19 protein-coding genes, 1 tRNA gene and 1 pseudogene are annotated in these 25,837 nt (G+C 67.9%); 17 read left to right on the top strand and 4 right to left on the bottom strand.

Features of this window, described 5'->3' with window-relative positions; translation table 11 throughout:
* Positions 1–35 precede the first annotated feature (35 nt).
* Both QO259_RS04390 and QO259_RS04385 read left to right on the top strand, forming a co-directional pair.
* On the top strand, positions 36–344 hold the full coding sequence (locus tag QO259_RS04390) for a helix-turn-helix domain-containing protein (RefSeq protein ID WP_285951950.1): 309 nt from the start codon (positions 36–38) through the stop codon (positions 342–344).
* Complete coding sequence (locus tag QO259_RS04385) at positions 269–1,222, top strand: tyrosine-type recombinase/integrase (protein ID WP_285951949.1); 954 nt, start codon at positions 269–271, stop codon at positions 1,220–1,222. The genes QO259_RS04390 and QO259_RS04385 overlap by 76 nt, the downstream gene beginning before the upstream one ends.
* 39 nt (positions 1,223–1,261) lie before the next feature.
* On the opposite strand, the gene QO259_RS04380 is transcribed toward QO259_RS04385, so the two are convergent.
* Positions 1,262–1,338 (bottom strand) — tRNA-Ile (locus QO259_RS04380).
* An 83-nt stretch (positions 1,339–1,421) separates the two neighbouring features.
* Here QO259_RS04380 and QO259_RS04375 point away from each other — a divergent pair.
* From QO259_RS04375 to QO259_RS04355, 5 genes are all read left to right on the top strand, one after another.
* Complete coding sequence (locus QO259_RS04375) at positions 1,422–2,030, top strand: hypothetical protein (RefSeq protein ID WP_285951948.1); 609 nt, start codon at positions 1,422–1,424, stop codon at positions 2,028–2,030.
* 51 nt (positions 2,031–2,081) lie between these two features.
* Positions 2,082–2,825 carry a 4'-phosphopantetheinyl transferase family protein gene (locus tag QO259_RS04370; protein ID WP_285951947.1) on the top strand — a complete coding sequence of 248 codons (744 nt, stop codon included), beginning with the start codon at positions 2,082–2,084 and terminating at the stop codon, positions 2,823–2,825.
* A 100-nt stretch (positions 2,826–2,925) separates the two neighbouring features.
* On the top strand, positions 2,926–3,822 hold the full coding sequence (gene lpxO / locus QO259_RS04365) for a lipid A hydroxylase LpxO (protein ID WP_035470987.1): 897 nt from the start codon (positions 2,926–2,928) through the stop codon (positions 3,820–3,822).
* Between the two features lie 123 nt (positions 3,823–3,945).
* Entirely contained in the window at positions 3,946–5,049 is a 1,104-nt protein-coding gene (locus tag QO259_RS04360; protein ID WP_285951946.1) for a helix-turn-helix domain-containing protein, read from the top strand.
* A 194-nt stretch (positions 5,050–5,243) separates the two neighbouring features.
* On the top strand, positions 5,244–7,361 hold the full coding sequence (locus QO259_RS04355; RefSeq protein ID WP_502949130.1) for a TonB-dependent siderophore receptor: 2,118 nt from the start codon (positions 5,244–5,246) through the stop codon (positions 7,359–7,361).
* 57 nt (positions 7,362–7,418) lie between these two features.
* Here QO259_RS04355 and QO259_RS04350 read toward each other — a convergent pair whose 3' ends face one another.
* The 3 genes from QO259_RS04350 to QO259_RS04340 are packed head-to-tail and all read right to left on the bottom strand — an operon-like array spanning position 7,419 to position 9,140.
* Complete coding sequence (locus QO259_RS04350; protein ID WP_285951944.1) at positions 7,419–7,859, bottom strand: GNAT family N-acetyltransferase; 441 nt, start codon at positions 7,857–7,859, stop codon at positions 7,419–7,421.
* A 16-nt stretch (positions 7,860–7,875) separates the two neighbouring features.
* Complete coding sequence (locus QO259_RS04345) at positions 7,876–8,937, bottom strand: hypothetical protein (RefSeq protein ID WP_285951943.1); 1,062 nt, start codon at positions 8,935–8,937, stop codon at positions 7,876–7,878.
* A complete protein-coding gene (locus tag QO259_RS04340) occupies positions 8,934–9,140 on the bottom strand; it encodes a hypothetical protein (RefSeq protein WP_285951942.1) in 207 nt (68 codons plus the stop codon). Before QO259_RS04340 ends, QO259_RS04345 begins: the two co-directional genes overlap by 4 nt.
* 138 nt (positions 9,141–9,278) lie before the next feature.
* Between QO259_RS04340 and QO259_RS04335 the strand changes: the two genes are divergently transcribed.
* The 10 genes and pseudogenes from QO259_RS04335 to QO259_RS04285 all read left to right on the top strand — a co-directional run bounded on the left by QO259_RS04335 (position 9,279) and on the right by QO259_RS04285 (position 25,832).
* Entirely contained in the window at positions 9,279–10,046 is a 768-nt protein-coding gene (locus tag QO259_RS04335; protein ID WP_207035075.1) for an ATP-binding cassette domain-containing protein, read from the top strand.
* Positions 10,047–10,472: 426 nt separating this feature from the next.
* On the top strand, positions 10,473–12,584 hold the full coding sequence (locus tag QO259_RS04330) for a TonB-dependent receptor (protein ID WP_285951941.1): 2,112 nt from the start codon (positions 10,473–10,475) through the stop codon (positions 12,582–12,584).
* 300 nt (positions 12,585–12,884) lie between these two features.
* A complete protein-coding gene (locus tag QO259_RS04325) occupies positions 12,885–14,159 on the top strand; it encodes an MFS transporter (protein WP_285951940.1) in 1,275 nt (424 codons plus the stop codon).
* A gap of 185 nt (positions 14,160–14,344) precedes the next feature.
* Positions 14,345–16,153 (top strand): IucA/IucC family protein, encoded by a 1,809-nt coding sequence (locus tag QO259_RS04320; protein ID WP_285951939.1) that lies wholly within the window; start codon positions 14,345–14,347, stop codon positions 16,151–16,153.
* Complete coding sequence (locus QO259_RS04315) at positions 16,150–17,151, top strand: GNAT family N-acetyltransferase (RefSeq protein ID WP_285951938.1); 1,002 nt, start codon at positions 16,150–16,152, stop codon at positions 17,149–17,151. The genes QO259_RS04320 and QO259_RS04315 overlap by 4 nt, the downstream gene beginning before the upstream one ends.
* Positions 17,151–19,001 (top strand): IucA/IucC family protein, encoded by a 1,851-nt coding sequence (locus tag QO259_RS04310; RefSeq protein WP_285951937.1) that lies wholly within the window; start codon positions 17,151–17,153, stop codon positions 18,999–19,001. The genes QO259_RS04315 and QO259_RS04310 overlap by 1 nt, the downstream gene beginning before the upstream one ends.
* Positions 18,994–20,319, top strand: a complete 1,326-nt coding sequence (locus QO259_RS04305) for a lysine N(6)-hydroxylase/L-ornithine N(5)-oxygenase family protein (RefSeq protein ID WP_285951936.1) — start codon at positions 18,994–18,996, stop codon at positions 20,317–20,319. Before QO259_RS04310 ends, QO259_RS04305 begins: the two co-directional genes overlap by 8 nt.
* A 165-nt stretch (positions 20,320–20,484) precedes the next feature.
* Positions 20,485–22,238: pseudogene (locus QO259_RS20245) on the top strand (MFS transporter).
* A gap of 148 nt (positions 22,239–22,386) precedes the next feature.
* Positions 22,387–24,420 carry a RecQ family ATP-dependent DNA helicase gene (locus tag QO259_RS04290; protein WP_285951933.1) on the top strand — a complete coding sequence of 678 codons (2,034 nt, stop codon included), beginning with the start codon at positions 22,387–22,389 and terminating at the stop codon, positions 24,418–24,420.
* Between the two features lie 152 nt (positions 24,421–24,572).
* Positions 24,573–25,832, top strand: coding sequence for a putative DNA modification/repair radical SAM protein (locus QO259_RS04285; protein ID WP_285951932.1), 1,260 nt, complete (start codon positions 24,573–24,575; stop codon positions 25,830–25,832).
* The last annotated feature ends 5 nt before the right edge of the window (positions 25,833–25,837 follow it).

Here is a 25,837-nt window from a genome sequence, read left to right as displayed (position 1 = left end):
ACTCAACGGGTGATGGCTGCGTGGGGAGGCAACAGATGGCTGATGGACTTCTTCGTCCGGAGCAGGTCGCGCAAAAGCTCGGCATGAGCCTGAGCTGGGTTTATGGCCACAAGCACGAAATCGGCTTCATCCAGTTCGGCAGCGCAGTGCGTTTTGATCAGGAAGAGGTTGAGGAGTACGCTCAGCAATGCAGGCGCGGTCCTCAGCACAAGGAGGATCGGGTATGGGATTCACAGTTTCACAACGGAAAGACCGAGGCACGTGGGTCGTGCGCACCACAATCAACGGTCGCCGTGCTCAGCGAACTTTTCGCACGGAAGGAGAAGCAAGACAGTATGCGCTGAAAGCCGAGGCCCAGCGGCAGGAGGACGAATTCAACGGCGTCATGGGTCGCAAGCCCAAGCGTACATTTTTGGAGGGATTGCAGCGGATGGTCAGCGAATACGATGTTCGCACCCAGAAGCAGCACATCCTGTTGGTGGCCAGATGGATGGATGAGCATGCCCCTGGCGTCACGATCGGGCAGGAGTTGCTCGACGCAGCTCGCCGGATGCAGAAGGCTCTCAAGGAAAAGGGACTGGCGCAGTCAACCATTAACAACCGCACTCAGGTGGTCAAGCGGGTGCTCTCGCTGTCTTACCGCGAGTGGAACTGGATCGACCTGCCACTGGACGGCAAGCTGCGCAAACCGTCGCCCAAGAACGAGCGCCATGTCTACCCGACCGAGATGGAACTCGCCGAACTGCTTGAAGCAGTCCCGGAACGCTACAAGGTCGAGCGAAAGGTGATCCTGCTGGCGATGCTGACCGGCATGAGGCGTGGGGAGCTGATGGCACTGGAATCAAGGAACGTCTACAACGGCCGCATCGTGCTCAGGACCAACCAGACAAAGAGCGGGAAGCCGAGGGTCATACCCCTGACGGAGGAAGCCCTGCCGTTGGTAGAAGCCTTGCCGTTTGACACGACCGGCGACAGGGTGCGCGGCGCGTTCGAGAAAGCCAGGGAGAAAATTGGTCGCCCTGATTTTCGCTTTCACGATTTGCGGCACTGCTACGCATCATTGCTGGCCAGCAAGGGGGAGGCACTGACGAGCATCCGGGATCTGCTAGGGCATTCGTCGCTGACGGTGACGAGCCGCTATGCGCATGCCGATCCGGCAAGGTGGGAGAGCGTGGTGGCGAAGTTGCCGCGGATCAGCAACCAAACCGCAACCACACATTGATGGAAAGCGAACCTCGGTCACGTAACCACCTGATTTTATTGGTGGGCCCAGTAGGACTTGAACCTACGACCAAGGGATTATGAGTCCCCTGCTCTAACCAACTGAGCTATAGGCCCTGAAACGCGGGAGCCGTATGATACCCAAAGCCGGGGGCGCAGACCAGACGTTGCCCCGCTCGTCTCTGTCCAGGGAGGACACCATGTCATCGAGTACGCTTTTACGCCGCGTCGCCGGCGTCGTCCTGCTGAGCGCCGCCTCGGCCTTCGCCGGTGTGGCGCAGGCCGCGTGGCAGATGGACCCCAACCACTCAAAGGTCACCGCGGAGGTGACCGAGATCACCAGCAGCGGCCAGCGGATCCCCCATCAGCATGCGCTCCAGCGCATGGAGGGCGAGATCAGCGCGGATGGCACGCTGCGCCTGCCGGTGCGGCTCAACCAGACCGATCTGCTGGATCGGCTGGGTCAGCTGCCGCCGTGGATGTCGTCGCTGACCAATTCCACCCTGGTCACGGTGGTGACCCAGCTGCCGCCGGAACGCATCAACTCGCTGCGCGTGGGGCAGTCCACCGTCGAGGTGCTGAAGCTGCGTACCGATGCCAACGGCGAGCAGCGCCAGGAGCGCCTGCCGGTGCGCTTCACCCGCGAGGCCGAGGATCGGGTCCGAGTGCGCAACGCCGAACCGGTGTCGCTGGATGGCAAGCAGCTGATGAAGAACGGCACCGTGCGCACGATCCTCTCGCTGCTGGGTTATCAGCAAATCGGCGACGAGGTGCCGGTCACGCTCGATGCCCTGCTGGTCGACCGCTGATTCATGAGTGGGCCTGCCGGTATGAGCCCGGGGATGGGCGCCGATGCGCCCGTGAGCACGAGCGCCTCCTCCGAGACGCTGCCGCCGGGTTGCCAGGGTGAAAGCACCGCCTGGCCCTGGCCGCAGCCCCTCGCGGGGGTGCAGTGTGCCCGGCTCCACTTTGCTGTCGATGCACTGAGCGCGGCGGATCTCTCGGCATGGCAGGTCGCCCTGCCGGAGCGTCTGGCCAGCGCGGCGGCCAAGCGCCGCGCCGAGTATCTGGCCGGGCGTTTGTGCGCGCGGCAGGCGCTGGGCGCGCTCACCGGCACGCCCACCACGCCGGAGACGGATAGCGAACGCCTGCCGCTGTGGCCCGCGGGCTGCGTGGGCTCGATCACCCATAGCCAGGGGTTGGCAGCGAGCGTGGTGGCGGAACGCTCGTGCCTTGCCGGTATCGGCCTGGATGCCGAGGGCGAACTCGACCCGGCCCGCGCGCTGCGCCTGGCACCGCAGATTCTGGTGGAGAGCGAGCGCGAGTGGCTAACAAGCCTGCCGCCGGCGCAGCAGGCGGCCTTCGTGACCCAGGTGTTCTCGCTCAAGGAGAGCCTGTTCAAGGCGCTCTATCCGCTGGTGCGCCAGCGTTTCTACTTTCCCCACGCTCGGCTGGTCACGTGGCAGCCCGCCGCCGGTGCGGTCACGCTGGAGCTGGGCAAGACGCTATCGCCGCAGTGGCCGGTGGGGCGTAGGCTCAGCGGCCAGGTGGCACGGGTGGATGGCTATCACTTGACCCTGGTCACGATTCCGCGACAATCGTGAGCAGACAAACGGTTTTTCCCTGACACGGTCCCCTGCGATTCTCCCGACACTCGCACCCGGCACCGATCCCTCACACTCTCCCTATGGAAACGGACTCTCCATGATCAAGTGGATACTCATCCTGCTGTTCATCGCCAGCGTGCTCTATACCCACTACCGGGGTCGAGTGCGCCATCGGCCGCTGCGTCAGATCTCCGATCACTCGACCTTCATGGCGCCGATCAATGCGCTGATGACCCTCTTCGGCCGCGACAAGGACCAGCCCTATCACGATCTCGGCAACTACCCGGAGCTGGAGCGTCTGACCGGCAACTGGCAGGAGATTCGCGACGAGGCAATGGCGCTGCAGGACCATATCAAGGCCTCCTCGCGCTACGACGACGCCGGCTTCAACTCCTTCTTCCGCCGCGGCTGGAAGCGCTTCTATCTCAAGTGGTACGGCGAGAGCCACCCCTCCGCGCGCCAGCTCTGCCCGCGTACCACCGAGCTGCTCGCCGGCATTCCCAACGTCAAGGCGGCGATGTTCGCCGAGCTGCCCGCCGGCAGCCATCTGACCCTGCACCGCGACCCCTACGCCGGTTCGCTGCGCTACCACCTGGGTCTGGTGACGCCCAACGACGACCGCTGCTATATCGATGTCGACGGCGAGAAGTACAGCTGGCGCGACGGTGAAGCGGTGATGTTCGACGAGACCTACCTGCACCGCGCGGAGAACGGCTCGGATCAGGACCGCCTGATTCTGTTCTGCGATATCGAGCGGCCGATGAAGTACGGCTGGGCGCGGCGTCTCAACCGCTTCGTCGGACGTACGCTGATGGCCGCCGCCAGCTCGCCCAACGATGACAACGACCGCACCGGCGGCCTCAACCGCGCCTTCAAGTATCTCTACGCGGTACGCCGCCAGGGCAAGGCGCTGAAGAAGCGCAACAAGACCCTCTACTACGCCATCAAGTGGGCACTGTTCGCGCTGGTGGTGATCGCGATCATCGCCTGGTGAGGAAGAAGAGACTGGCAGCAAGTAGCGAATGAAACGTATTATCGTTTAATTGTCATGGCGTTGACGGCACCGCTGTGACGCCACTTTCGCCACTGCATCGCTGCTCGCTGCCAGGTCTCTTCGATGTCCGCTTCCGCTACCCCGGATACCCCGCCCGCCGCTGGCGTGGCGCCCTACCGCGCTCTGAGCGTCGACGATTTCGCCCACTTCGAGCGGCGCTACCATCTGGCCCACCATTTCCCCGACTTCGAGGCCGGCCGCCCCGGCGGCTCGCGCTGCGTGGTCGAGGGGCGGATCGCCGAGTGTCAGCCCTGGCCCGGCTGCCAGTGGGTCAGCTCGGATATCGGCATCGCCCAGACCTACGAAAGCCACGCGCTGCCAGGCGCGCCGGCGCATCTGTCGATCATCGTGGTGCTCGAAGGTGAGGCCGAGCTGGCACTGGGCGGTGAGCGCTGCCGGCTGCTTGCCGGCCAGAGCGCCCTGCTCGACTACGACGTGCCTGACTACGACGCGCCTGACTACGATGTGACCGGCTACAACGTGCCCGACACCTCCCTGCCGCAGCCGCTGAGCGCCCGCCATGTGGCCCAGCCGCGGGTGCGCGCGATCAACCTCACCCTGCTGAAAACGCCGCAGGCACAGGTATCTCATCTCTCGTCTCATTCGTCTCCCCCTCATTCCCCCTGGCTCGAGCGCCTGGCGCTGGGTAACGGTTGTCGCAGGCTTTCCCTCTCCGATGCGCTGCTGCGCAGCCTCGAAGAGTCGTTGCAGTGGCCGGCGGGTGCCCCCGGCACCGAGCTGATGACCGAGGGGCTGGCACTACAGATGCTGGGGCAGGCGCTGCAGCAAGGCGGAGGTGCAGACAGCGGCGAGCACCGCATAGCGGAGACCGCCGGCGCGCTGAGCCCGCGGGACCGCGCGCTGCTGGCCCGGGTGCATGCGGAGCTCGAACGTTATCCGGGCCGGGCGCACTCCCTCGACGCTCTTGCCCGGCTCGCCTGCATGAGCCCCAGCGCCCTACGTCGCAAGTACCGCTGCCACTATGGCCGCTCGCTGTTCGATCAGCTACGCGAGTTCCGCCTGCGCCTGGCCCACCGCCTGCTGCGCGAGGGCCTGCCGGTGCAGGAGGCGGCGCGCTGCGCCGGCTATCGCCATGCGACCAACTTCGCCACCGCCTTCCGCCAGTTCCACGGCGTGGCACCTAGGGAGGTGAGAAGCGAACGCTGAGGGTCGAGTGGTGATGGGCGAGTGGTGATGGGCGAGTGGCGAGGGTCGAACAGTCAGAGGGGCAAAACGCGAGCGTCGATACGGGCGTCCTGGCAGCAGGCATAGCTTTCGTGGCATTTGGCATAGGCAGTGGCCCGGCCTAATCGTGAATAATTCTCGATTACATCCACGCACATTCGATAACAGGGAACACCATGCCGGCCATGCGCTACCGCTCTCCGTTCACCCTCTGCCTGCTGGGCGCCTCGCTGCTACCACTGAGTGCTGCCGCTCAGAGCGCGGCTGACCCGGCGGGCGCCGATCTCGATACCGTCACCGTCACCGCTCCCTCGGCGGCGACCAAGACAGAAACGCCCTTCATCGAGACCCCGCAGAGCGTCTCCAGCGTCGACCGCGAGCAGATGGATATCCGCCACGTGCGCAGCGTGCGCGAAGCGGCCGAGTACACCCCGGGCGTCTATACCAATCAGGTGGGGGCCTCCAACCGCTATGACTATCTGGTGATGCGCGGCTTCTCGGATGGCAGCCTGAGCAACGTCTATCTGGATGGGCTCAAGCTGATGGGGGATACCAACGGCTACAGCTCGATGGTGATCGACCCCTGGTTCCTGGAGAACGTGGAGATCGTCAAGGGGCCGGCCTCGGTGCTCTACGGGCGCTCCTCTCCCGGCGGCCTGGTCGCCCTGACCAGCAAGCAGCCGCTGTTCAGCCCGCGTCACGAACTCCAGTTCAGCAGCGGCGATCACGACCGGCGCAGTGCCGCCTTCGATCTCTCCGGCCCGCTGGGCGAGAGCCGGCGCGTCGCCTATCGCCTGGTCGGCCTCGGCAGCAAGGCCGACACTCAGTTCGGCCCGGTGGAGGACGAACGCTACGCCATCATGCCCTCGCTCACCTGGGATGCCACCGACGACACCACGCTCACCGTGATGGCCTATCTGCAGAAGGACCCGGAGGGCGGCTACCACTCGGGGGTGCCCTATGAGGGGGCGGTCAGCCGGCGCAATGGCCGGCATATCGACAATGACTTCTTCGACGGGCAGGACGACTTCGACAAGTTCGAGCGCTACCAGCGCCTGTTCGGCTATCGCCTGGAGCACCGCTTCAGTGATGCCGTGGTCGCGCGGCAGAAGCTCAGCTATCTCAATGCCGATGTGCGCATGGACCAGGTGGCCCAGCTCGGCTGGATCGATGAGACCAACCAGCTACGTCGCGGCTACTACGGCGCGCGCGAATCGCTGCAGGCGTGGACGCTGGACAACCAGGTCGAGGCCAAGCTGAACGACGGCTTCATCGACCACACCGTGCTGGTGGGGATCGATTACCAGAAGCGCAAGAATGACGTCACCTACGCGAGCGCCGGTTTCTCGCCCATCGACCCGTTCACCCCCCGCCGCGACGGCGGCTTGACCAGCGCGCGCAGCGTCTACGCCGACGAGACCCACCACCTCGACCAGACCGGCATCTATCTGCAGGACCAGATGGCGCTCGGGGGCTGGCGCCTCACCTTCGGCGGTCGCTACGACTGGGTCGATATCGAGAACGACAACCACCTGGCCGGCGGCAGCGACAGCAGCCTGGACGCCACCCAGTTCAGCGGGCGCGCCGGGCTGCTCTACCGGTTCGACAACGGCCTCGCCCCCTACCTGAGCTACAATACCGCCTTTACGCCCACCAGCTTCACCGGTTCCGACGGCGACCTGCTCGAACCGATGGAGGGCCGCCAGTGGGAGACCGGGCTCAAGTATCAGCCGCCGGGCAGCCGCAACCAGTACAGCGTGGCGCTATTCCGCATCAACCAGGAGAACGTCGCCACCAAGGAGCAGCCCGATGATGACTACCGCTCGGTGGGCGAGATCCAGTCCCAGGGGGTCGAGCTCGAGGCGCGTACCTGGCTCTCGGAGGCCTTCTACCTCCAGGCCGGCTACGCCTACACCGATATCACCTACAAGGAGAGCGACGTCCCCGGCGAGAGCGGCAACTACGCCATCTACGCGCCGCGCCACCAGGCCAGCCTGTGGGCCCATTACGATGTCGCGCACGGCGCCCTGGCGGGGCTGGATGCCGGCGTCGGCGCGCGCTACTACGGCGGGATCTATGCCGACCGCCAGAACAGCGAAACCCTGCCCGACTACACCCTGGTCGATGCCACCCTGGGCTACGACCTGAGCGAGATCGGACTCAGCGGCGTGGACGCCCGGCTCAACGTCGGCAACCTGCTCGACAAGTCCTACGTCGCCTCGTGCAACTCGCTGACCTACTGCTACTTCGGCGCCGAGCGCAATGTGACCGCCACGCTCTCTTACCAGTTCTAGGGACTGTCCCTTACCGGTTCTAGGCGCTGCCTGACGTCGTCATCGCCCCGGCTGCACTCAGGCCGGGGCAGGCTTGGGATACCACGCCATGCCGATGGCATGCGGCGCGGTGGGCTCGAAGTCGAACTGGGCATAGAGCCGATGGGCCTCGCCGTCCGCCAGCAGGCTGACGAAGGCATTCTCCGGCGCCTCGCGCAGGATAAAGGCGCGAATCTCGCCCATGATGCGCTTGCCCAGCCCTCGCCCCTGATGCCTGGGATGCACGGCGATATCCACTACCTGATAGAAGCAACCGCCATCACCCACCACCCGCCCCATGGCGATGGTCTCTCCCGCCCGCTGGATCTGTACCGCGAACAGGCTGTTGGGTAGCCCTCGGGCGGCGCCAGCGGCGCTGCGACTGTGCATGCCTGCGGCGGCGCGCAGCGCCATATAGGTCTCGACACTGGGCGGGGCGTAGATCAGTGTCTCCTGCGACTCGTGTATCTCCTCGTGCATGGTAATGCTCTCCTTGTCAGCGGGCAGTGGTATCAGAGACAGTGGTATCAGAGGCCGTGATATCAGGCGACGTGTCGTTCTCGGCGTGGCTAACCGAGGTCTTGCGCACCAGCCAGCGCGGGGTGCGCGAGGTCATCTTCAACAGCGGTACCAGCAGCCAGAGCAGCGGCGCCAGCACCCAGCGGTAGACGAAGCGTGCCACGATCAGCAGCGGCCACAGCACCGCTAGCCAGACCCCGAACTGACCCAGCCACACCGGCCAGCCCAGCCAGCGGGCGGCACTGGCGCCGGCCGCACTGATCAGGCTGGGGTGGCGCACCACCAGATAGGCGCCGCCCGCAACCGCGGCGACCTTGGCCCCGCGCGCGAGCGTGGCGAAACGCCCACCGACCAGCGCGCCACGGGAGGCGGCGCGCGCGCCCTGCCCCTCCACCGCCGCGCCGGCGCGCAGTGCACGCCCCGCCCGCAGTACCTTGACCGCACTGGCCATTACCAGCAGATCGACCCCGGCCCAGCCGACGTCGACGGCATCGATCGACTCGCCGCGCCGCCACTGGCGTTCGAGATCGCGCACGCCGCTGGTGAAGAGATCGCCGATATCGCTGACCAGGCGCTCGCTCTGCACCCGCGTCACCTCGCCGTCCGGCCCGATCACGAACTCGCGCAGCAGATCGTGCCCCTGCGCCGCCAGGGCCGCGATGGCCAGGCGGCCGCGCATCAGCGGCGTGAGTTCGGCGGGGTCGTCAGCCTGGGCGCCGTCCGAAAGATCGCGCCGAGTCTCGTCCTGAGTGTCATTTCCAGCGCCGGCCTGGCGCTCGGTAGCCGTCGGCGTCTCGGCCCCAGCGTCCTGTTCATCCCACCACTGGTCGAAACGGCTGCTGACCTGGCGGTAGCGCTCGCCCAGCCAGTGTTGCAGACGCAGCGTGGCGATATCGTGCTCGCGGTAGTAGATCACTGGCAGCACGCTGTCGGCGCCATAGCGGGCGAGCACCTGCTGGAACGCCGGTTCGAGGCCGTAGTCGACCAGGACATCCCGAGCCGCGTCGCCGTAGTGGCGGATCGCCAGCCGCGCGCTCATCCACAGCGAGGGTCGTCGGCCATGGCCAGGAACACCGCGTTGAGCGCCGGCGACTCCCGCGCCAGCATCTCCGCCTGAGAGGGCAGCGCCCGCTGCGCTTCCAGCGACACCAGGCGCTGATCGAACGCCTGCGGCGAGGCCACCAGCACGATCCCCGCGGCGAACAGCAGCGCGATCAGCGCGCTCTTGAGTATCCAGCGCATCGTTCTTCTCTCTCCTGGCTGCCGGTCGGGCTTGTGATGGCGAACTGACGGCGTCGTGATCTTTTTGATAAGCGTTCGTATTTGAATTAGGATTGCATCTTGTCACGCCCATCCCCTGCGTTGCGAGGTCGTTCCGGCATGTTCGAACTCCAGGCTGCGAGCTTCGAAATCGCGGGCCGCGAGCTGCTCTCCCCGATCGATTTTACCTTCGGCGAAGGGCGCATCTACGGTCTGATCGGCCACAACGGCTCCGGCAAGTCGACCCTGCTCAAGCTGCTCGCCCAGCAGCAGCCGGTGAGCCGCGGCACCATCAGCCTCGACGGCCGCCCGCTGGCCAACTGGAAACCGCGCGAGTTCGCTCGCCATGTCGCCTATCTGCCCCAGCATCTGCCCAGCGCGGAGAACCTCACCTGCCGCGAGCTGATCGGCTTCGGGCGCTACCCGTGGCACGGCCTGTTGGGGCGGCTCAACGCCCACGACCAGCAGCAGATCGAGCGCGCGATCGCGCTGACCCATACCGAGGCCTTCGCCGACCGCCTGGTCGACACCCTCTCCGGCGGCGAGCGACAGCGCGTGTGGCTGGCCATGCTGCTGGCCCAGGGCAGCCGCTACCTGCTGCTCGACGAACCGCTGGCGGCGCTGGATATCGCCCACCAGGTCGAGGTGCTGGCGCTGGTGCGCAAGCTCTGTCGCGAGCTGGGCCTGGGCGTGGTGATCGTACTGCATGACGTCAACATGGCGGCGCGCTACTGCGACCATCTGGTCGCCCTGCACAGCGGCCGCCTGCTCGCCGAGGGCGAGCCGGGCACGCTGATGTGCGACGCCACCCTGGAGGCGATCTACGGTATCCCGATGCGGGTCATGCCGCATCCCGGGGATGAGTGCCCCATCGCGGTGCTGCCCTAGGCACAGTCTGCCCACTCTCTAGGCACAGTCTGCCCACTCTCTAGGCACAGTCTGCCCCTCTCTGAATGCTGTCCGGGCACTGCGCTCGGCTGCCTCCGCCTGGGCGAGACAATCGGCAATCGATGACGCAACGATAGCGAGACAACGCCCGCCAGCGGCAGCGTTCGCTGTTACAAACCGCGTCTTTCCCACTCGCCTATCCTGACACAGCGCGCCGACAGCGCCGCACCCCGGCGGCGTTCATCGCCATGCGCGGCCGGTTTCGTCACACGATCTCACCCTCCCGTCGTACGGCGGTTTCAGTGGATGCGTCATGTCACCATTCTTCAAATACGAATCACTATCATTTTGCTTTTGATTAGTGCTAGCATCCGGGACTCGATTCGACACAAGCGATAACGTTTCGTTACCGGCAAGGGAACATCCATGAAGAAGACAATGACGCTTGGCCTCGCGGTCGTCGTCGGCGCGTCCGCACTGCCGCTGCAGGCCAAGGAGTCCAACGACACCGTGGTGGTGGTGGGCTCGCGCACGCCGACCCAGATCAGCCAGATCCCCGGAACGGTCTGGGTGATCGAGCACGAAGAGCTGCAGCAGCAGCTGGACACCGGCGCCGACCTCAAGAGCGCCCTGGGCAAGCTGGTGCCGGGGCTCGACCTGGCGCCGCAGGGGCGTACCAACTACGGCCAGAACATGCGCGGGCGCAACGTGCAGGTGCTGATCGACGGCGTCTCGATGAACAGCTCGCGCGGGCTGTCGCGCCAGTTCGATTCCATCGATCCGTTCAACATCGACCACGTCGAGGTGATCTCCGGGGCCAACAGCCTCTACGGCGGCAGCGCCACCGGCGGCATCATCAATATCATCACCCGCAAGGGCAAGGCAGGCGCTCCCACCCTGCGTACCCAGGCGGGCGTGACCAGCGGGCTCAACGACGGCGACGACCTCGACTACCATCTCGATCAGTCGGTCAGCGGCGGTAACGAGCACGTCCAGGGCTATCTGGGGGTCGCCTATCGCGACAACGGCCGCCAGTTCGACGGCAGCGGCAACGAGATCTTCCCCGACATCACCCAGACCGACCTGCAGGACAACCGCAGCATCGACCTGATGGGCAATCTCAATATCGTGCTCACCCAAGAGCAGTCATTGAGCATCGGCGCCCAGCTCTACCGCTCCGGCTATGAAGGGCACCGCGGGGTCTACTTCCCCCATCTCGGCGACGCCTCGCCCAACCTCGACGACGCCGAAATCCGCGACGGCTACAGCTCGGACCGCGATCCGGCCACCGATCGCAAGATGATCAACGTGCAGTACCACCACAGCGATCTGCTGGGTCAGGACTTCTATCTGCAAGCGTTCCACCGCGAGGAGGAGGCCAAGTTCAACGCCTTTCCCTATCCCTCGCCGAGTTGGCGCAACCCGGACTACTACGAGTTCCGCGCCTCGCAGCAGAACACCAAGCTGAGCGGCATCAAGGGGCTGTTCGACGCCCAGCTGAGCGACAGTGTCGGCCTCACCTACGGGGTCGATCTGAGCCGCGAGAAGTTCGATGCCGACCAGATCTTCTTCGATCGTGACGTCACCGACGCCAGCGGTGCGCTGACCCAGCGCGAGGCGCGCTCCGAGGATCGCTATCCCGGCTACCGGGTCGATACCGTCGCCGCCTTCGCCCAGGCCGACTGGCAGGTGACCCGCGGGCTCAAGCTCTCGGCGGGCGCGCGCCAGCAGCGCATGAACGTCGACGTCGACGACTTCAAGAACGTTCCCGGCGGCAGCAACCACTACGATGCCACCCTGGTCAACGCCAGCGCGCTCTACGACTACGGTAACGGCCACCAAAACTGGCTGCGCTACAGCCAGGGCTTCGAGCTGCCCGACCCGGCCAAGTACTACGGCAAGAGCCCCGACGTCAGCGTCTCGGCCAACCCGCTGAGCGCGATCAAGACCGATCAGGTCGAACTCGGCTGGCGCTATCAGGGCGGCGGCTGGAGCACCCAGGCGGCGGTCTACTACGCCTGGTCCGACAAGGCGGTAGAGAACGCCGAGGACCTGAGCGTCGAAGTGGTCGACGAGAAGAAGCGCGACTACGGCCTGGAAGGTGCCGTGACCCGCTACTTCGACAACGGCTTCGAGGCCGGCAGCACGCTGAATCTGGTGCGCTCCGAGCAGAAAGACGCCGACGGCGACTGGAACAAGCGCGATGCCCGCTACGCCTCGCTCTCCTCGGCGACCGCCTTCGTCGGCTGGTCGGACTTCGAGCGCTCGGTGCGCCTGCAGGCCAACCACGCCTTCGACCTCGAGGACGACAACGACCGCGAGATCGACGGCTACACTACCCTCGATCTACTGCTGAGCCAGCAGACCGGCTTCGGCAAGCTCAGCCTGGGGGTGGAGAACCTCACCGACAAGCAGTACTCCACCGTATGGGGTCAACGCGCGACCATGTTCTACTCGCCCTACTACGGCCCCGAGTATCTCTACGACTACCAGGGCCGCGGCCGCACCTACAGCCTGACCTGGTCCCACCAGTACTGACAACGCGGGGATCGCCTCCCGCCGAGCCGACGCCCACCCGAGTGGTGGGCGTCGGCCCATCATCCTTGCGTCCACCGTCATGCTTTCCACGTGCGTCGCCCAGACGCCCTGCGCCCTTCTCTCTCTGCAGTCGCCCCCCTCCACGCGCGACGAACCCTCCACGCGCGACGAGACCCATCGCGACGATGCCTTGCGCAGAAACCCTCGATACAAGTCCTCACGCAACGCTGCGTATCGCGCGTTGACACCCATTCTCACTATGATAATAATTCTTATTCTCATACTTTTGGCGAATGCGGCATGCCTTTACCTCCCCTATGGCGCCTTGGTGCCTGCGCTGCCCTGCTGGGCCTGGGTCAGAACGGCCTGCTGGTGATGCTGCCAGTGCTGGTGGCACGATTCGGACTGCCGCTGTCGCAGTGGGCGGGGCTGATTCTGCTCGGATCGATGCTGTTTCTCGTCGGCAGCCCCTTCTGGGGCGGGGTCGCCGACCGCCGCGGCGCGCGGCCGGTGGTAGTACAGGCGCTGCTGGGCTATCTGCTCAGCTTTGCGCTGATCGCGGCCGCGCTGTGGGCCTCGGTGGCGGGGCTACTGGCGCCAATGGCGATGCTGGTGGTGCTGGCCGTGGCCCGGGTGCTCTACGGCCTGACGGTGTCGGGCATGGTGCCGGCCTGCCAGCAGTGGGCGCTGGCGTTGCACCCCGGTGGCGAGCGTCTGCCAGCACTGGCCGCGGTCAGCGCCGGCCTCAGCAGCGGCCGCCTGCTCGGCCCGCTGCTTGCCGCCGCCAGCCTGAGCCTGTCGGTGTATGCGCCGTTCGCGCTGATGCTGGTAGCTGGGCTGCTGGCACTGTTGCTGCTGCCCGGCGTCCCGCTGCCGGCCCGCGACTCGGATACTATCGATACCGCGCATTCCGCCGCACACGACAGCGCCGCGCAGTCACTGCAGGGCATCGCCCACCGCCTGCCCCCGCGCAGCAACCTGGCCTATCTGGCCATGGCGCTGCTGCTGGCGATGTCGGTCTCGCTGATGCAGTTGGGTCTGCCGGCCTCGCTGCAGCAGGCGCTGGCGATCGATGCCACGCGTGCCGGCCACTGGATGGGCGTGCTGCTCTCGCTGGGGGCGGTGGGGGCACTCGCCACCCAGATCGGGGTGGTCCGCGCCCGCCGCCTGGAGAGCCGCGCGCTGCTGGCACTGGGTGCCGCGGGGCTGGCGCTGGGCTATGCCCTGCTCGCCGCCACGGCCACCTTCACACTCACGCCGGGACTCCATATCGGCCTCGGCCTGCTGTTCGCGCTCGGCGTGGTACTGGCGAGCACCGGCGCTGCCCTTGCCGTCCCCGGCTATACCGAGGCGGCTACCCGCCACCAGGCCCAGGGCACCAGCGCCGGCCTGCTGAGCATGGCGCACACCCTGGGCTACGGCCTGGCGGCGCTCTGCGTCAGCCTGATCGACCCTGGCCGCCTGCTGCCCCTGGCACTGATGGCCGCCGTGGCGCTGCTGCTGCTGATCCCGCTGTCACGCCGCGGGCGAAGCGGCGAACGCACCGCCATGGCCCGGCACGGCGGCCACCCCTGAAGTCGGACGTCGCCAGCTAGAAACGCCACGAGCTAGAAACGCAACGACCCAGAAACGCCACGACCCGAGAACACCACACGCCGAAAACCTCACGCGATGACCCTGAATCAACACACTCAATTAACATGAATGATTTTTATTTGCCTTAGCATTCTCAAAAAGATTCTCGGAAAAGGAGTCGTCCCATGCCGAATACCACGCCCTCCGCGGTCTCCTCGCGCGTCGATCTCGCCGCGAGCTGTTTCTTCAATGCGCTGCTGCGCGAGTGCTCGCACTGGCGGCTGGTCAGCGACGCGAGCGGTGAGCGAGCGGTGCTGCCGCTGAGCGACGGCGAGCTGCATCTACGCCTGCGCCACCGCAGTGCCAGCGGCGAGTGCCGCTTCGTGTGGCCGCCACACCAGGTGCGTCACGGCACCTCGCAGGCGCTCGACTTCGCCACGGCGCTGGATCGGGTGCTGGCGACACCGGCGCTGGTCGGCGAACTCGACGCTGAGTCCCGCGCCCGCTTCCGCGAGCGGGTGCTGGAGAGCCGCGCCAACACCCAGGAGAGCCTAGAGGCGCGGGACGATCTGACCCGGCTGCAGCAGGGGCCGCTCGATTTCATCGCCGCCGAGCAGGGCCTGCTCGCTGGCCACGCCTTCCACCCCGCGCCCAAGTCGCGGGCACCCTTCACCGCGCAGGAGGCGCAGCGCTACTGCCCCGAGCACCGCGCCCGGGTCGGTCTCGCCTGGTGGGGCGTCGCCCCCGAGCGCGTGGTCGAGGCTTCCAGCCGCGACCAGAGCGCCGCCGAGCTGGCCGCCGACCTGCTGCCCGCCGAGCTGGCCGTGCGGCTGCCGGAGAGTGCGACCGGGCAGGCGTTCGTCGCCCTGCCCATGCACCCATGGCAGGCCCGGCACCTGCGCGCGCAGCCCGGCGTCCAGGCGCTCGAGGCGGCGGGTGAGCTGGTGTGGCTGGGCGATAGCCAGGCCGAGTGGTACCCCACTTCATCGCATCGTTCGCTCTACGCCAGCGGCGTGCCGTGGATGGTCAAGGGCTCGCTCTCCGCTCGCCTGACCAATTCACTGCGTCTGCTCAGCGTCAAGGAGGTCACCCGCGGGCTGCGTCTGGATGAATGGATGCGCGATCTCGATATCGCCCGGCGCTTCCCCGGCTTCAACGTGATGCAGGAGCCGGCCTGGCTCGGCTGGCGCGATGCCGAGGGCGAGGTGGATGCCGCCAGCCTGGTGCTGCTGCGTGAGAACCCGCTGCAGCACGCGCCCAACGCCGAGGCGGTGGTGCTCGCCACCCTGACCCAGCAGCCGTTGGCGGCAGAGGGCGAATCGCTGCTCGCCGCCCGGGTCCGCGCCGCTGCCGCCCAGCGCGGCGAGCCGCTGGCCGAGGCCACACGCGGCTGGTTCGCCGCCTACTGCGAGCGAGTGCTCACCCCGCTGTTCGGGCTGGTGGTGGAAGAGGGCATCGTGCTGCTGGCGCACCAGCAGAACATCGTGCTGCGCCTCGACCAGGGCTGGCCGGTGGGCATGGACTACCGCGACTGCCAGGGCAGCGGTGTGAGCGACCACTTTCTCGCGCGCCATCCGCAGCTGGCCGCGACGCCGGAAAACCACTGGTCCCGCGATACCCTGCGCCGCTACTTCCTCTACTACCTGCTGATCAACTCCACCTTCGCCGTCACCAGCGCCCTGGCCGCCGACGGCCTGGCCGAGGAAGCACTGCTGCTGGCCGATCTGCGCGCCCATCTCGAGGGCCTGCGCGAACGGCTCGACGGCGATCTCGACTGCCTGGATCACGCCCTGAACGCCGCCGAACTGGAGGTGAAGGGCAACTTCTTCTGCTACCTGAGCGGCGTCAACGAGGCGACCCTGGGCAACCCCGCCCGCCTCTATCTGCCGCTACGCAACCCGTTGACGCAACCTCTGACCCGATCCCTCGACGGCTCGCAGGCAGCGCCGACCGCGACGCCGAACGCCAACCGCCCCACCGGAGCCATCGCATGACTGCTACGTCGCCAGACACGCTGCAAGACACGCCGACAGACGCACTGACGGCCACGCGCGATCACTCGCTCGGCGAGACTCACGTTTCCAGGGCCGACGCAGCCAAGACACGCAGTGCCGAGGACTCGCTTGCCTTCCTCGCCGACCGCGCCGCGCGCCTGAACGCCACCGGCGAGCACGCTCCGCACTCGCTGATCGCCGCCCTCGATGCCGCCTTCGCCCGCCACCCGACGCTTGCGCTGCTGGTGCTCGAAGACGCGGAGTGGCAGGCCCATCCGGACTGGCCGACGCTCATCGCCACCCTGGGCGGCCCGCGGGTGCTGCGCTCGGTCTTCTATCAGCAGCCGTGGCACTGGCTGGGCCACGCCCCGACCACCCCGGCGCAGACGCCCTTCGCCCCCGAGTTGGGCCACCCCCAACGCCCAGCCAAGCCGAGCGGCGAGGTCTACCGGCGGCTGATGCCCAAGCTAGGCCAGACCTTCAGCCTGCGCGTGATCGAGCGCGAGCGCGACCTCGAACGCTTCGTGCGCTGGATGCATCTGCCGCGGGTGGCCGAGTTCTGGGAGCAGGCGTGGCCCGAGGCGGAGCTGGCCGAGTTCATCGACCAGCGCCTGGCCGACCCGCACACCCTGCCGCTGATCGGGGAGTTCGACGGCCGCGCGTTCGGCTACTTCGAGCTCTACTGGGCCGCTGAGGATCGTCTCGCCCCCCACTACCCCTGGGCACCCTTCGACCGCGGCATTCATCTGCTGGTGGGCGAGGAGGACGTGCGCGGGCCGCAGTTCGTCGATGCCTGGCTGGGCGGGCTCAGCCACTACGCCTATCTCTGCGAGCCGCGCACCACCCGCCTGGTGCTGGAGCCGCGTCACGACAACCAGCGGCTGTTCCGCCATCTGGGGCGCCTCGGGCTGGAGCGTCTGCGCGACTTCGACTTCCCGCACAAGCGTTCGAGCCTGGTGATGGGCCAGCGCGATCACTTCTTCAGCGAGATTCTGTGATGCCCCGACCTTCGATGATGCACGCAGCCCCGGAGATGGCCACGCTGGACGCCTGCCTGGCGCCGCACTGGGGCGCGGCCAACCGCGCGCTGATCGCCAAGATGATCGGCGAGCTGAGCTACGAGCGCATTCTCGCGCCGCTGGGCGACGATGACAGCGGCTACCGCCTCGACCTGAACGAGCACGGCAGTTGGCACTTCAGCGCCCAAACCAATCTCTGGGGCCAGCCGCAGGTCGACCCCGAGAGCCTGAGCCCGCCCCCCGGGGCGAGCCTGGAGGCGGCCGATTTCCTGCTCGCGCTGGCCGCGCCGCTGGGCATGCAGGATAGCCAGGTCGCCGAGCATCTGGAGGATCTGTTCGCCACCCTGCGCGCCGACTGCCAGCTGCGCCAGGCGCGACGCGGGCTCAGCGCCGATGCCGCCATCCGTCTGCCCGAACCGCAGCGCCAGCGGCTGCTCGACGGCCACCCCAAGTTCCTGTTCAACAAAGGGCGCCGCGGCTGGGGGCTGGAAGCGCTGGCGCGCTACGCCCCGGAGCATGGCCACAGCTTCCAGCTGGGCTGGGTGGCGGTGGCCGCGTCCGCGCTCGAGAGCGGCGGCACGGCCATCGACACCCCGGAACTCCTGCGCTCGGCGCTCTGCGATATCGAGCTGGGGCGGCTGCGCCAGGCGCTGGCCGAGCGCGTCGACAACCCCACCGACTACCGCCTGATGCCGGTGCACCCGTGGCAGTGGCAGCGCTGGCTGGCGCCGCTGCACGCCGGCGATATCGCCCACGGCCGGCTGCACTATCTGGGCGAGTTCGGCGACCGCTACGCGCCGCAGCAGTCGCTGCGCACCCTGACCAACGTCAGCCGGCGCGCCAGCCACGATATCAAGCTGCCGCTGACGATCATGAACACCTCCTGCTATCGCGGCATCCCCGGGCGCTATCTGCTCGCCGGCCCGGCGGCCTCGGCGTGGCTCAAGCGCCGCGCCCAGGAGGACGCGGAGTTTGCCCGCGCGGGGCTGGAGATCCTCGCCGAGCCCGCCGGTGCGGTGCTGCCCCACGCCCAGTACGCGCGTCTGGACCAGGCGCCCTACCGCTACGCCGAGCTGTTCGGGGTGATCTGGCGCGAAGCGCTGGCGCCGCGTCTGGCAGCCACCGAGCAGGCGCTGCTGATGGCCGAGCTGATGCAGCGCGACGAGCACGGCCGGCCCTGGCTCGCCGCCTATCTGCGCGCGGCCGGGGCGGAGTCCCCGGCCGCCGCGGAGCGCTGGCTCACACGGCTGTTCGAGGTCACCGTGGTGCCGATGTGGCATCTGATTTGCCGCTACGGCGTCTCACTGATCGCCCACGGCCAGAATCTCACCCTGATCCTGCGCGACGGCTGGCCCGCGCGCCTGGCGCTCAAGGATTTCCAGGGCGATCTGCGCCTGGTCGACGAGGATTTCCCCGAGGCCAGCGACCTGCCGGAGAACCTGACCGCGGTCACCGTGCGCCTGCCGCCGGAGAAGCTGATCCACGATCTGCAGACCGGCCATTTCGTCACCACGCTGCGCTTCATCGCGCCGCTGGCTGCCGCCTGCGGGGTCAGTGAGACACGCTTCTACCAGCTCTGCGGCGACGTGCTCACCGCCTACCGTGAGCGCCACCCGACGCTGGCCGAGCGCTTCGCCCGTTTCGATCTGTTCGCGCCGCGCATCCTGCGTCTGACGCTCAACCGCGCCAAGTTCCTGCACGCCACCGACAACGCCCGCGAGCGCATGCTGGCGGAGATGGATCTGCACGTGGCCAACCCCCTGCACGGCGTGCGCCAAGCCGCGCCACGCGCCGACGTCATCACAACCCCGGAGGTGTCCGATGTCTGAACGCTCTACTCTCGATCTGGCCGGCGTGGGTGCCGGCCCCTTCAATCTGAGCATCGCCGCGCTGGCGGACTCGCGCCTGCCGCAACTCGCCACGCGCTTCTTCGAACGGCGCCAGGCGCTCTCCTGGCACCCCGGCCTGATGCTCCCCGACACCCACCTGCAGACCGGCTTCCTCAAGGATCTGGTCACCGCGGTGGCGCCGGACAGCCGCCACTCCTTCCTCAACTATCTTGTCAGCCACCGGCGCTTCTACCGCTTCCTCAACGCCGAGCTGGGCAGCGTCAGCCGCGCCGAGTTCTCAGACTACCTGCGCTGGGTCGGCGAGCGCCTGGAGAGCGTGACGCTGGGCCAGGGCGTGCGCGAGATCGATCTCGACGCCCACGGTTTCCGCCTGCGCACCGACAGCGGCGACTACCGCGCCCGGCATCTCTGCCTGGGCACCGGCAAGGCGCCGTGGATGCCCGAGTTCGCCACCGCGCTGCGCGGGGCGCACTGCCTGCACGCCTCCGAGATCGCCCATGCCCGACGCGACTTCTCCGACCTGCGCGTGGTGGTGGTGGGCGGCGGCCAGAGCGGTGCCGATGTGTTCCTCAACGCCCTGCGCGGCCACTGGGGTCAGCCGCGTTCATTGGACTGGATCTCGCGGCGGCGCAACTTCGAGCCGCTCGACGAGACCGCGTTCACCAACGAGTACTTCACCCCCGGCTACACCGGCGCCTTCCACGGTCTGCCGCGGGCGGTGCGCGAGCGCGAGGTGGCGGCGCAGAAGCTGGCCAGCGACGGCATCACCCCGGCCGCCCTGCAGACCCTCTACCGCGAGCTCTACCACCGCTTCGACGTGCTCGGCGAGCCGCGCTGGGCGCGCCTGCTGCCGCATCGCAGTGCGGTGGCGCTAGCGCGCCAGGGCGCGGGGATGCGCCTGACCACCGAGCACGGCCTGGGCGGCGAGCGCGAGCGCTTCGACGCCGACGTGGTGATCTTCGCCACCGGCTTCTGCTCGCAGCTGCCGGCGTGCCTGGCGCCGCTGACCGAGCGTCTGGCGCGCGACGCCCAGGGCGATCTGGTGCTCGGCCCGCACTTCGAGGTGGCCTGGGATGGCCCCGCTGCCCACCGGCTCTACGCGGTCAACGCCGGGCGCCACAGCCACGGCATCGCCGAGCCGCAGCTATCGCTGATGGCGTGGCGCTCGGCGACCATTCTCAACCATGTCGCCGGGCGCGAGGTGTTCGATCTCGCCGACAGCGACGGCCCCGTGGCCTGGCATCCGCTGGCGGCCCATCGCGAGGTGGTGGAGCAGCGCTGGGCCCAGGCGATTTAGGCAATCTAGGCAAGGCAAGTCCAGGCACGCCCCGAAAGCGTCGAAAGTCGGGCTGGACGGCGGCAGTAATCGACAGGATGCTAATATTTAGTCATCTGGGGCTCGCGGTGTGACACCGCGGGCCCGCCTGCGCTTTCCGATTCGCCCGCCGACAGCGAGCCCGCCATGCTGCAACCCGTTTCCCGCCAGAGCGATCTGACCCTCGAGCCCGACCAGACGCCGCCGCGCCCGGCGGATGTGAGCACCTTCGCGCCGCTCGGCGTGCCCGCCTTCCGCATGATCTGGATCGCCAACTTGTTCGCCAACCTGGGCGTATGGGCACAGTCGGTGGCGGCGGCCTGGGTGGTCACTTCCAGCGCCGGCGGCGCACTGCTGGTGGCGCTGATCCAGGTGGCGGCGGCGCTGCCGCTGGTGCTGATGTCGATCGTCACCGGGGTGATCGCGGACAACTACGACCGCCGTAAGGTGATGCTGTTCGGGTTGACCATCGAGCTGCTGGGCGGCGCCTTCATCACCGTGATCGCCTTTCTCGGCCTGCTCTCGCCGACCCTGCTGCTCACCTCGATCCTGTGCGTCTCGATCGGTGCGGCGATCACCACCCCGGCCTGGCAGGCGGCGGTCAACGAGCAGGTGCCGCGCAATCTGGTCTCCAGCGCCGTGCTGCTCAACAGCGTCAACTACAACGCCGCGCGTGCCATCGGCCCGGCCATCGGCGGGCTGCTGCTGGCGGCGGTGGGGCCGGCGTGGATCTTCCTGCTCAACGTGCTCTGCTTCTGCGGCCTGCTCGCCGCGCTGTGGCGCTGGAAGCGCGCGGTGCTACCCAAGTCGCTGCCGCCGGAGCGGCTATGGGAGGGGTCAAGGCGGCGCTGCACTTCGTGCAGTACTCCAGCGTCACCCGCCTGGTGATGCTGCGCGCCTTCATCTTCGGCATCTCGGCCAGCGCGATCTGGGCGCTGTTGCCGCTGCTGGCACATCAGCATCCCAGCGGCAGCGCCTCGCTCTACGGCTATATGCTGGGCGGGCTGGGGATCGGCGCGATCGCCGGCAGCACCCTGGTCAACCGGGCACGCCAGCGCCTTGGCAGCAGCCGCCTGATCAGCGTCGCCGCCATACTGCTGGGCGGGGTGATGCTGATCCTCGGCGGGGTCGACAGGCTGTGGCTGCTGTTCCCGGCGCTGGTGATCGGCGGGGGCTGCTGGATCGCCGCGGTCGCCTCCTACAACTCGGCGGTGCAGGTGCTGGTGCCGGACTGGGTCAAGGCCCGCGCGCTGGCGCTCTACCAGACCGCGCTCTACGCCGGGCTGACCCTGGGCTCGCTGCTGTGGGGCCAGCTCACCGAGGGCCTGGGCGTGCACCTGGCGTTGCTGCTGGCCGGCGCGCTGCTGCTGATCTCGGCGCTGCTGCTGTTGCCCTCGCGTCTGCCCGATCTCGATGCCAGCGGCCTGATCGAAGCGCCGGAAGCGCACACCGAGCGCCCGGACTTCGAGTTCGACCCGGCCCGCGGTTCGGTCATGGTGACCATCGAGTACCGCATCGATGCCGAGCATCTACGCGACTTCGCCCGCGCGGTGCGCCCGCTGCGCAAGCTGCGCCTGCGCAACGGCGCCAAGCGCTGGTCGCTCTATCGCGATATCGTCGACCGCGACCTGTGGCAGGAAGTCTTCCTGGTACCCAACTGGCTGCAGCATCTGCGCATGCTCGACCGCATGACCCTGGGCGACCGCGCGATCATCGAACGCGTCACCGCCCTGCATACCGGCAACGAGCCGCCGCGGGCGCGTCACGGGGTCAGCTACCGCTCCTCGCGCCACGCCCAGGCGACGCTGACACCGACCCAGACCCAGCCGCCCGATGAGAAGGCCATGGCCGCCAATCCCAGCGCGGCCCCCTGGCCGCAGCGCGACGTCACCACTCGATAGCCGAGCGGGCACGCCGGCACTTGCCAGCGCGCCTGCCGTGCGCGCCGCTGACACGGCAGCGACCTGCAAGCGTCACCCGGGCGTGCGATACTGCGCCCCCGCAGCGCCGGGCCGGCCGCGCTGCATCGGCCAACCCAGGGAGCCCGACATGACCCCAGAGACCGCTCGCCAGACCCTCAAGCGCGTCTTCGGCTTCGACGATTTCCGCGGTGGCCAGGGCGCGGTGATCGAACGCGTCATCGGCGGCCGTTCGACCGCGGCGATCTTCGCCACCGGCGCCGGCAAGTCGCTGTGCTATCAGCTCCCCGCGCTGCACCTGCCCCACCTCACCCTGGTGGTCTCGCCGCTGCTGGCGCTGATGCAGGACCAGCTCGGTTTTCTCCAGCGCCACGGCGTGGCCGCCGCCAGCATCGACTCCACCCAGGACCGCGACACCGTGCGCGAGATCATGGAGCGGGCGCGGCGCAACGAGCTCAAGATCCTGATGGTCTCGGTGGAGCGGCTCAAGAACGAGCGCTTCCGCCACTTCCTGCGCCAGATCGCGATCTCGCTGCTAGTGGTCGACGAGGCCCACTGCATCTCCGAGTGGGGCCACAACTTCCGCCCGGACTACCTCAAGCTGCCCGACTACCAGCGCGAGTTCGATATCCCTCAGGCGCTGCTGCTCACCGCGACCGCGACCCCGGCGGTGATCGCCGACATGCGCGACAAGTTCGCCATTGCCGCCGAGGACGTGATCACCACCGGCTTCCACCGCCCCAACCTCGAACTGCTGGTCGAGCCGGTGCCGGCCGACGAGCGTCTCGAGGCCCTGGCGGCGTGGCTGGCGCCGCAGCAGCAGCCGGGTGCGGCCGCGCCCACCATCGTCTACGTCACCCTGCAGCACAGCGCCGAACAGGTCGCCCGCGATCTCAGCGCCCGCGGCATCGCCGCGCGGGCCTACCACGCCGGGCTCGACAGCGAGACCCGCGAGGCCATTCAGCAGGGCTTCATGCACGGCGAGCTCGCCTGCATCGTCGCCACCATCGCCTTCGGCATGGGCATCGACAAGGGCGATATACGCAACGTGGTCCACTACGACCTGCCCAAGTCGATCGAGAACTACAGCCAGGAAATCGGCCGCGCCGGACGCGACGGCAAGCCCTCACGTTGCCTCACCCTGGCCGGCCGCGACGGCCTGCGGGTACTGGAGAACTTCGTCTACGGCGATACCCCGGAGCGCGCCGGCATTCGCCACGTGCTCGGCGAGATCGCCGCCGCCGGCGCCGGGCCGGAGCGCCAGTGGCCGGTGCTGCTCAACACCCTCTCGCGCGATAGCAACGTGCGCCTGCTGCCGTTGAAGACGCTGCTGGTGCGCCTGGAGATGCACGGCGTCATCGCCCCGCGCTACGCCTACCTGGCCGAGTACCGACTGCGCTACGTCGAGCCGGCAGAGGCGCTGGTGGCGCGCTTCGAGGGCGAGCGCGCCGACTTCGTGCGGCTGATCGTCGACAACGTGCCGATGGCGCGCACCTGGGGCACGGTGGATTTCGAGCGCCTCTATCAGGCGGGGGCGGCGGCCGGCATCGACGCCTCGCGAGGGCGAGTGATCACGGCGCTGGAGTACTTCCAGGAGAAGGGCTGGGTGGTGCTGGAAGCCAAGCGCATGACCGATGTCTACGAGGTGCTGACGCCCGAGTTCGACATCGACGGCCTGAGCGAGACGCTGCTGGCCGAGTACCAGGCGCGGGAGGCGAGTGAGATCGCCCGGCTGCACGCCATGCTCGACCTGTTCGAATCCACCACCTGCCTGACCTGGCGCCTGGCGGCCTATTTCGGCGAGGCGCCGCCGGCGGGTACTACTGGCTGCGGCCACTCGGTCCAGGCCGCCCGGGGCTGCGGCCATTGTTCGGTATGCCACGGCCATATCGCCCGCCTGCCGCCGGCACCGCCGCTGCCCGAGCCCGATGCGCAGACGCTGCAGCAGGCGCTGGCGCCGTTCATCACCCACCACCGCGACACCCTGGGCGAGGCCCCCGGCCCCCAGCGCATGGCGCACTTTCTGTGCGGGCTGGCGATGCCGCTGTTCACCCCGCTCAAGGCGCGCAAGCTGCCGGGGTACGCGCGCTTCGAGGCCTATCCCTACGCCGAGATCCGCACGCGCTGCGAGGCGCTGGCGGCGGCAGGCGAGACATCGGCCTGATACGCACCGGGCCTATCCGGAGACACGAATACTGTATGCAAAACCACTGTTTTTGAGTACAGTATTTCGAACTAAGCTCCCCGATCGCGGCAGCCATCCTGACAGGGTCGGCCCGCCACCGGGGTTGCCGTCTCCCCTGCTCGAGGTGCGCCATGGAGCTGATCGACAAACTCTCCATCCTGGCCGATGCCGCCAAGTACGACGCCTCCTGCGCCAGCAGCGGCGCGCCCAACCGCAGCTCCCGCGGCAAGGCCGGGCTGGGTGCCTCCAGCGGCATGGGCATCTGTCATAGCTTCACCCCGGACGGCCGCTGCGTCTCGCTGCTCAAGGTGCTGCTGACCAACTTCTGCCTCTACGACTGCCAGTACTGCATCAACCGCCGTTCGAGCAATATTCCGCGCGCCCGCTTCACGCCGGAAGAGGTGGTACGGCTCACGCTCTCCTTCTATCGCCGCAACACCATCAGCGGGCTGTTCCTGAGTTCGGGCATCATCCGCTCCAGCGACTACACCATGGAGCAGTTGATCCAGGTGGCGAAGCTGCTGCGTGAGACGCATCAGTTCCGTGGCTATATCCACCTCAAGGCGATCCCCGAGGCCGACCCCAAACTGCTGGAAGAGGCCGGGCGCTATGCCGACCGCTTGAGCGCCAATATCGAGCTGCCGACGCTCACGAGTCTCAAGACCCTGGCACCGGAAAAGGAGCTGGGTACCATCCACTCGGCGATGGGGCAGATCCGCCAGGGCATCGACGCCGCCAACGACGCGGCCACCCAGGACGCCAGACAGCCACCGCGCAGCGCCAACCCCAAGCGCCTGGCGCCGCGCTACGCCCCGGGCGGTCAGAGCACGCAGATGATCGTCGGCGCCGATGCCACCGACGACCGCACCATCCTGCAGTCCGCCGAGCAGCTCTACCGCGACTTCCGCCTTAAGCGCGTCTACTACTCGGCCTTCAGTCCGATCCCCGAACGCCCCGCTGGTCTGCCCCAGGCGGCGCCACCGCTGCTGCGCGAGCATCGGCTCTACCAGGCCGACTTCCTGATCCGCGGTTACGGCTTCGCCGCCGCGGAGCTGCTCGGCAAGCCGGGCAATCTGGAGCTGGAGATCGACCCCAAGCTGGCCTGGGCGCTGACCCATCGCGATACCTTCCCGGTCGATCTCAACCGCGCCGAGCCGGCGCTGATCGCCCGCGTGCCGGGGATCGGCCTGAGGAGCGTACAGCGGCTGGTCGCGCTGCGCCGCCAGCGCAAGATCCGCTTTCAGGACCTGATCGCACTGCGCTGCCGGGTGGAGACCCTGCGCCCCTTCGTGGTGACTCAGGACTATCGCCCCGCCGATGGCCAGCGCGACAGCGCCCGCCTGCGCCAGCAGCTGACCGCGCCACAGCCGGCGCAGATGGCACTATGGTGAGCCCG

It is taken from the genome of Salinicola sp. JS01 (genome assembly GCF_030284585.1).
Lineage (GTDB): Bacteria > Pseudomonadota > Gammaproteobacteria > Pseudomonadales > Halomonadaceae > Salinicola.
The sequence above is the reverse complement of the archived record's forward strand: the minus strand, read 5'-3'. Positions and strand labels throughout refer to the sequence as shown.

What these genes read in the sequence shown, in the direction of transcription:
- QO259_RS04290 (WP_285951933.1), top strand. Translation starts at nt 22,387, where the DNA reads ATGACCCCAGAGACCGCTCGCCAGACCCTCAAGCGCGTCTTCGGCTTC.
- QO259_RS04345 (WP_285951943.1), bottom strand. Translation starts at nt 8,937, where the DNA reads ATGAGCGCGCGGCTGGCGATCCGCCACTACGGCGACGCGGCTCGGGAT.
- QO259_RS04390 (WP_285951950.1), top strand. Translation starts at nt 36, where the DNA reads ATGGCTGATGGACTTCTTCGTCCGGAGCAGGTCGCGCAAAAGCTCGGC.
- QO259_RS04320 (WP_285951939.1), top strand. Translation starts at nt 14,345, where the DNA reads ATGCCGAATACCACGCCCTCCGCGGTCTCCTCGCGCGTCGATCTCGCC.
- QO259_RS04355 (WP_502949130.1), top strand. Translation starts at nt 5,244, where the DNA reads ATGCCGGCCATGCGCTACCGCTCTCCGTTCACCCTCTGCCTGCTGGGC.
- QO259_RS04285 (WP_285951932.1), top strand. Translation starts at nt 24,573, where the DNA reads ATGGAGCTGATCGACAAACTCTCCATCCTGGCCGATGCCGCCAAGTAC.
- lpxO (WP_035470987.1), top strand. Translation starts at nt 2,926, where the DNA reads ATGATCAAGTGGATACTCATCCTGCTGTTCATCGCCAGCGTGCTCTAT.
- QO259_RS04335 (WP_207035075.1), top strand. Translation starts at nt 9,279, where the DNA reads ATGTTCGAACTCCAGGCTGCGAGCTTCGAAATCGCGGGCCGCGAGCTG.
- QO259_RS04305 (WP_285951936.1), top strand. Translation starts at nt 18,994, where the DNA reads ATGTCTGAACGCTCTACTCTCGATCTGGCCGGCGTGGGTGCCGGCCCC.
- QO259_RS04350 (WP_285951944.1), bottom strand. Translation starts at nt 7,859, where the DNA reads ATGCACGAGGAGATACACGAGTCGCAGGAGACACTGATCTACGCCCCG.
- QO259_RS04315 (WP_285951938.1), top strand. Translation starts at nt 16,150, where the DNA reads ATGACTGCTACGTCGCCAGACACGCTGCAAGACACGCCGACAGACGCA.
- QO259_RS04340 (WP_285951942.1), bottom strand. Translation starts at nt 9,140, where the DNA reads ATGCGCTGGATACTCAAGAGCGCGCTGATCGCGCTGCTGTTCGCCGCG.
- QO259_RS04330 (WP_285951941.1), top strand. Translation starts at nt 10,473, where the DNA reads ATGAAGAAGACAATGACGCTTGGCCTCGCGGTCGTCGTCGGCGCGTCC.
- QO259_RS04360 (WP_285951946.1), top strand. Translation starts at nt 3,946, where the DNA reads ATGTCCGCTTCCGCTACCCCGGATACCCCGCCCGCCGCTGGCGTGGCG.
- QO259_RS04310 (WP_285951937.1), top strand. Translation starts at nt 17,151, where the DNA reads ATGCCCCGACCTTCGATGATGCACGCAGCCCCGGAGATGGCCACGCTG.
- QO259_RS04375 (WP_285951948.1), top strand. Translation starts at nt 1,422, where the DNA reads ATGTCATCGAGTACGCTTTTACGCCGCGTCGCCGGCGTCGTCCTGCTG.
- QO259_RS04325 (WP_285951940.1), top strand. Translation starts at nt 12,885, where the DNA reads ATGCCTTTACCTCCCCTATGGCGCCTTGGTGCCTGCGCTGCCCTGCTG.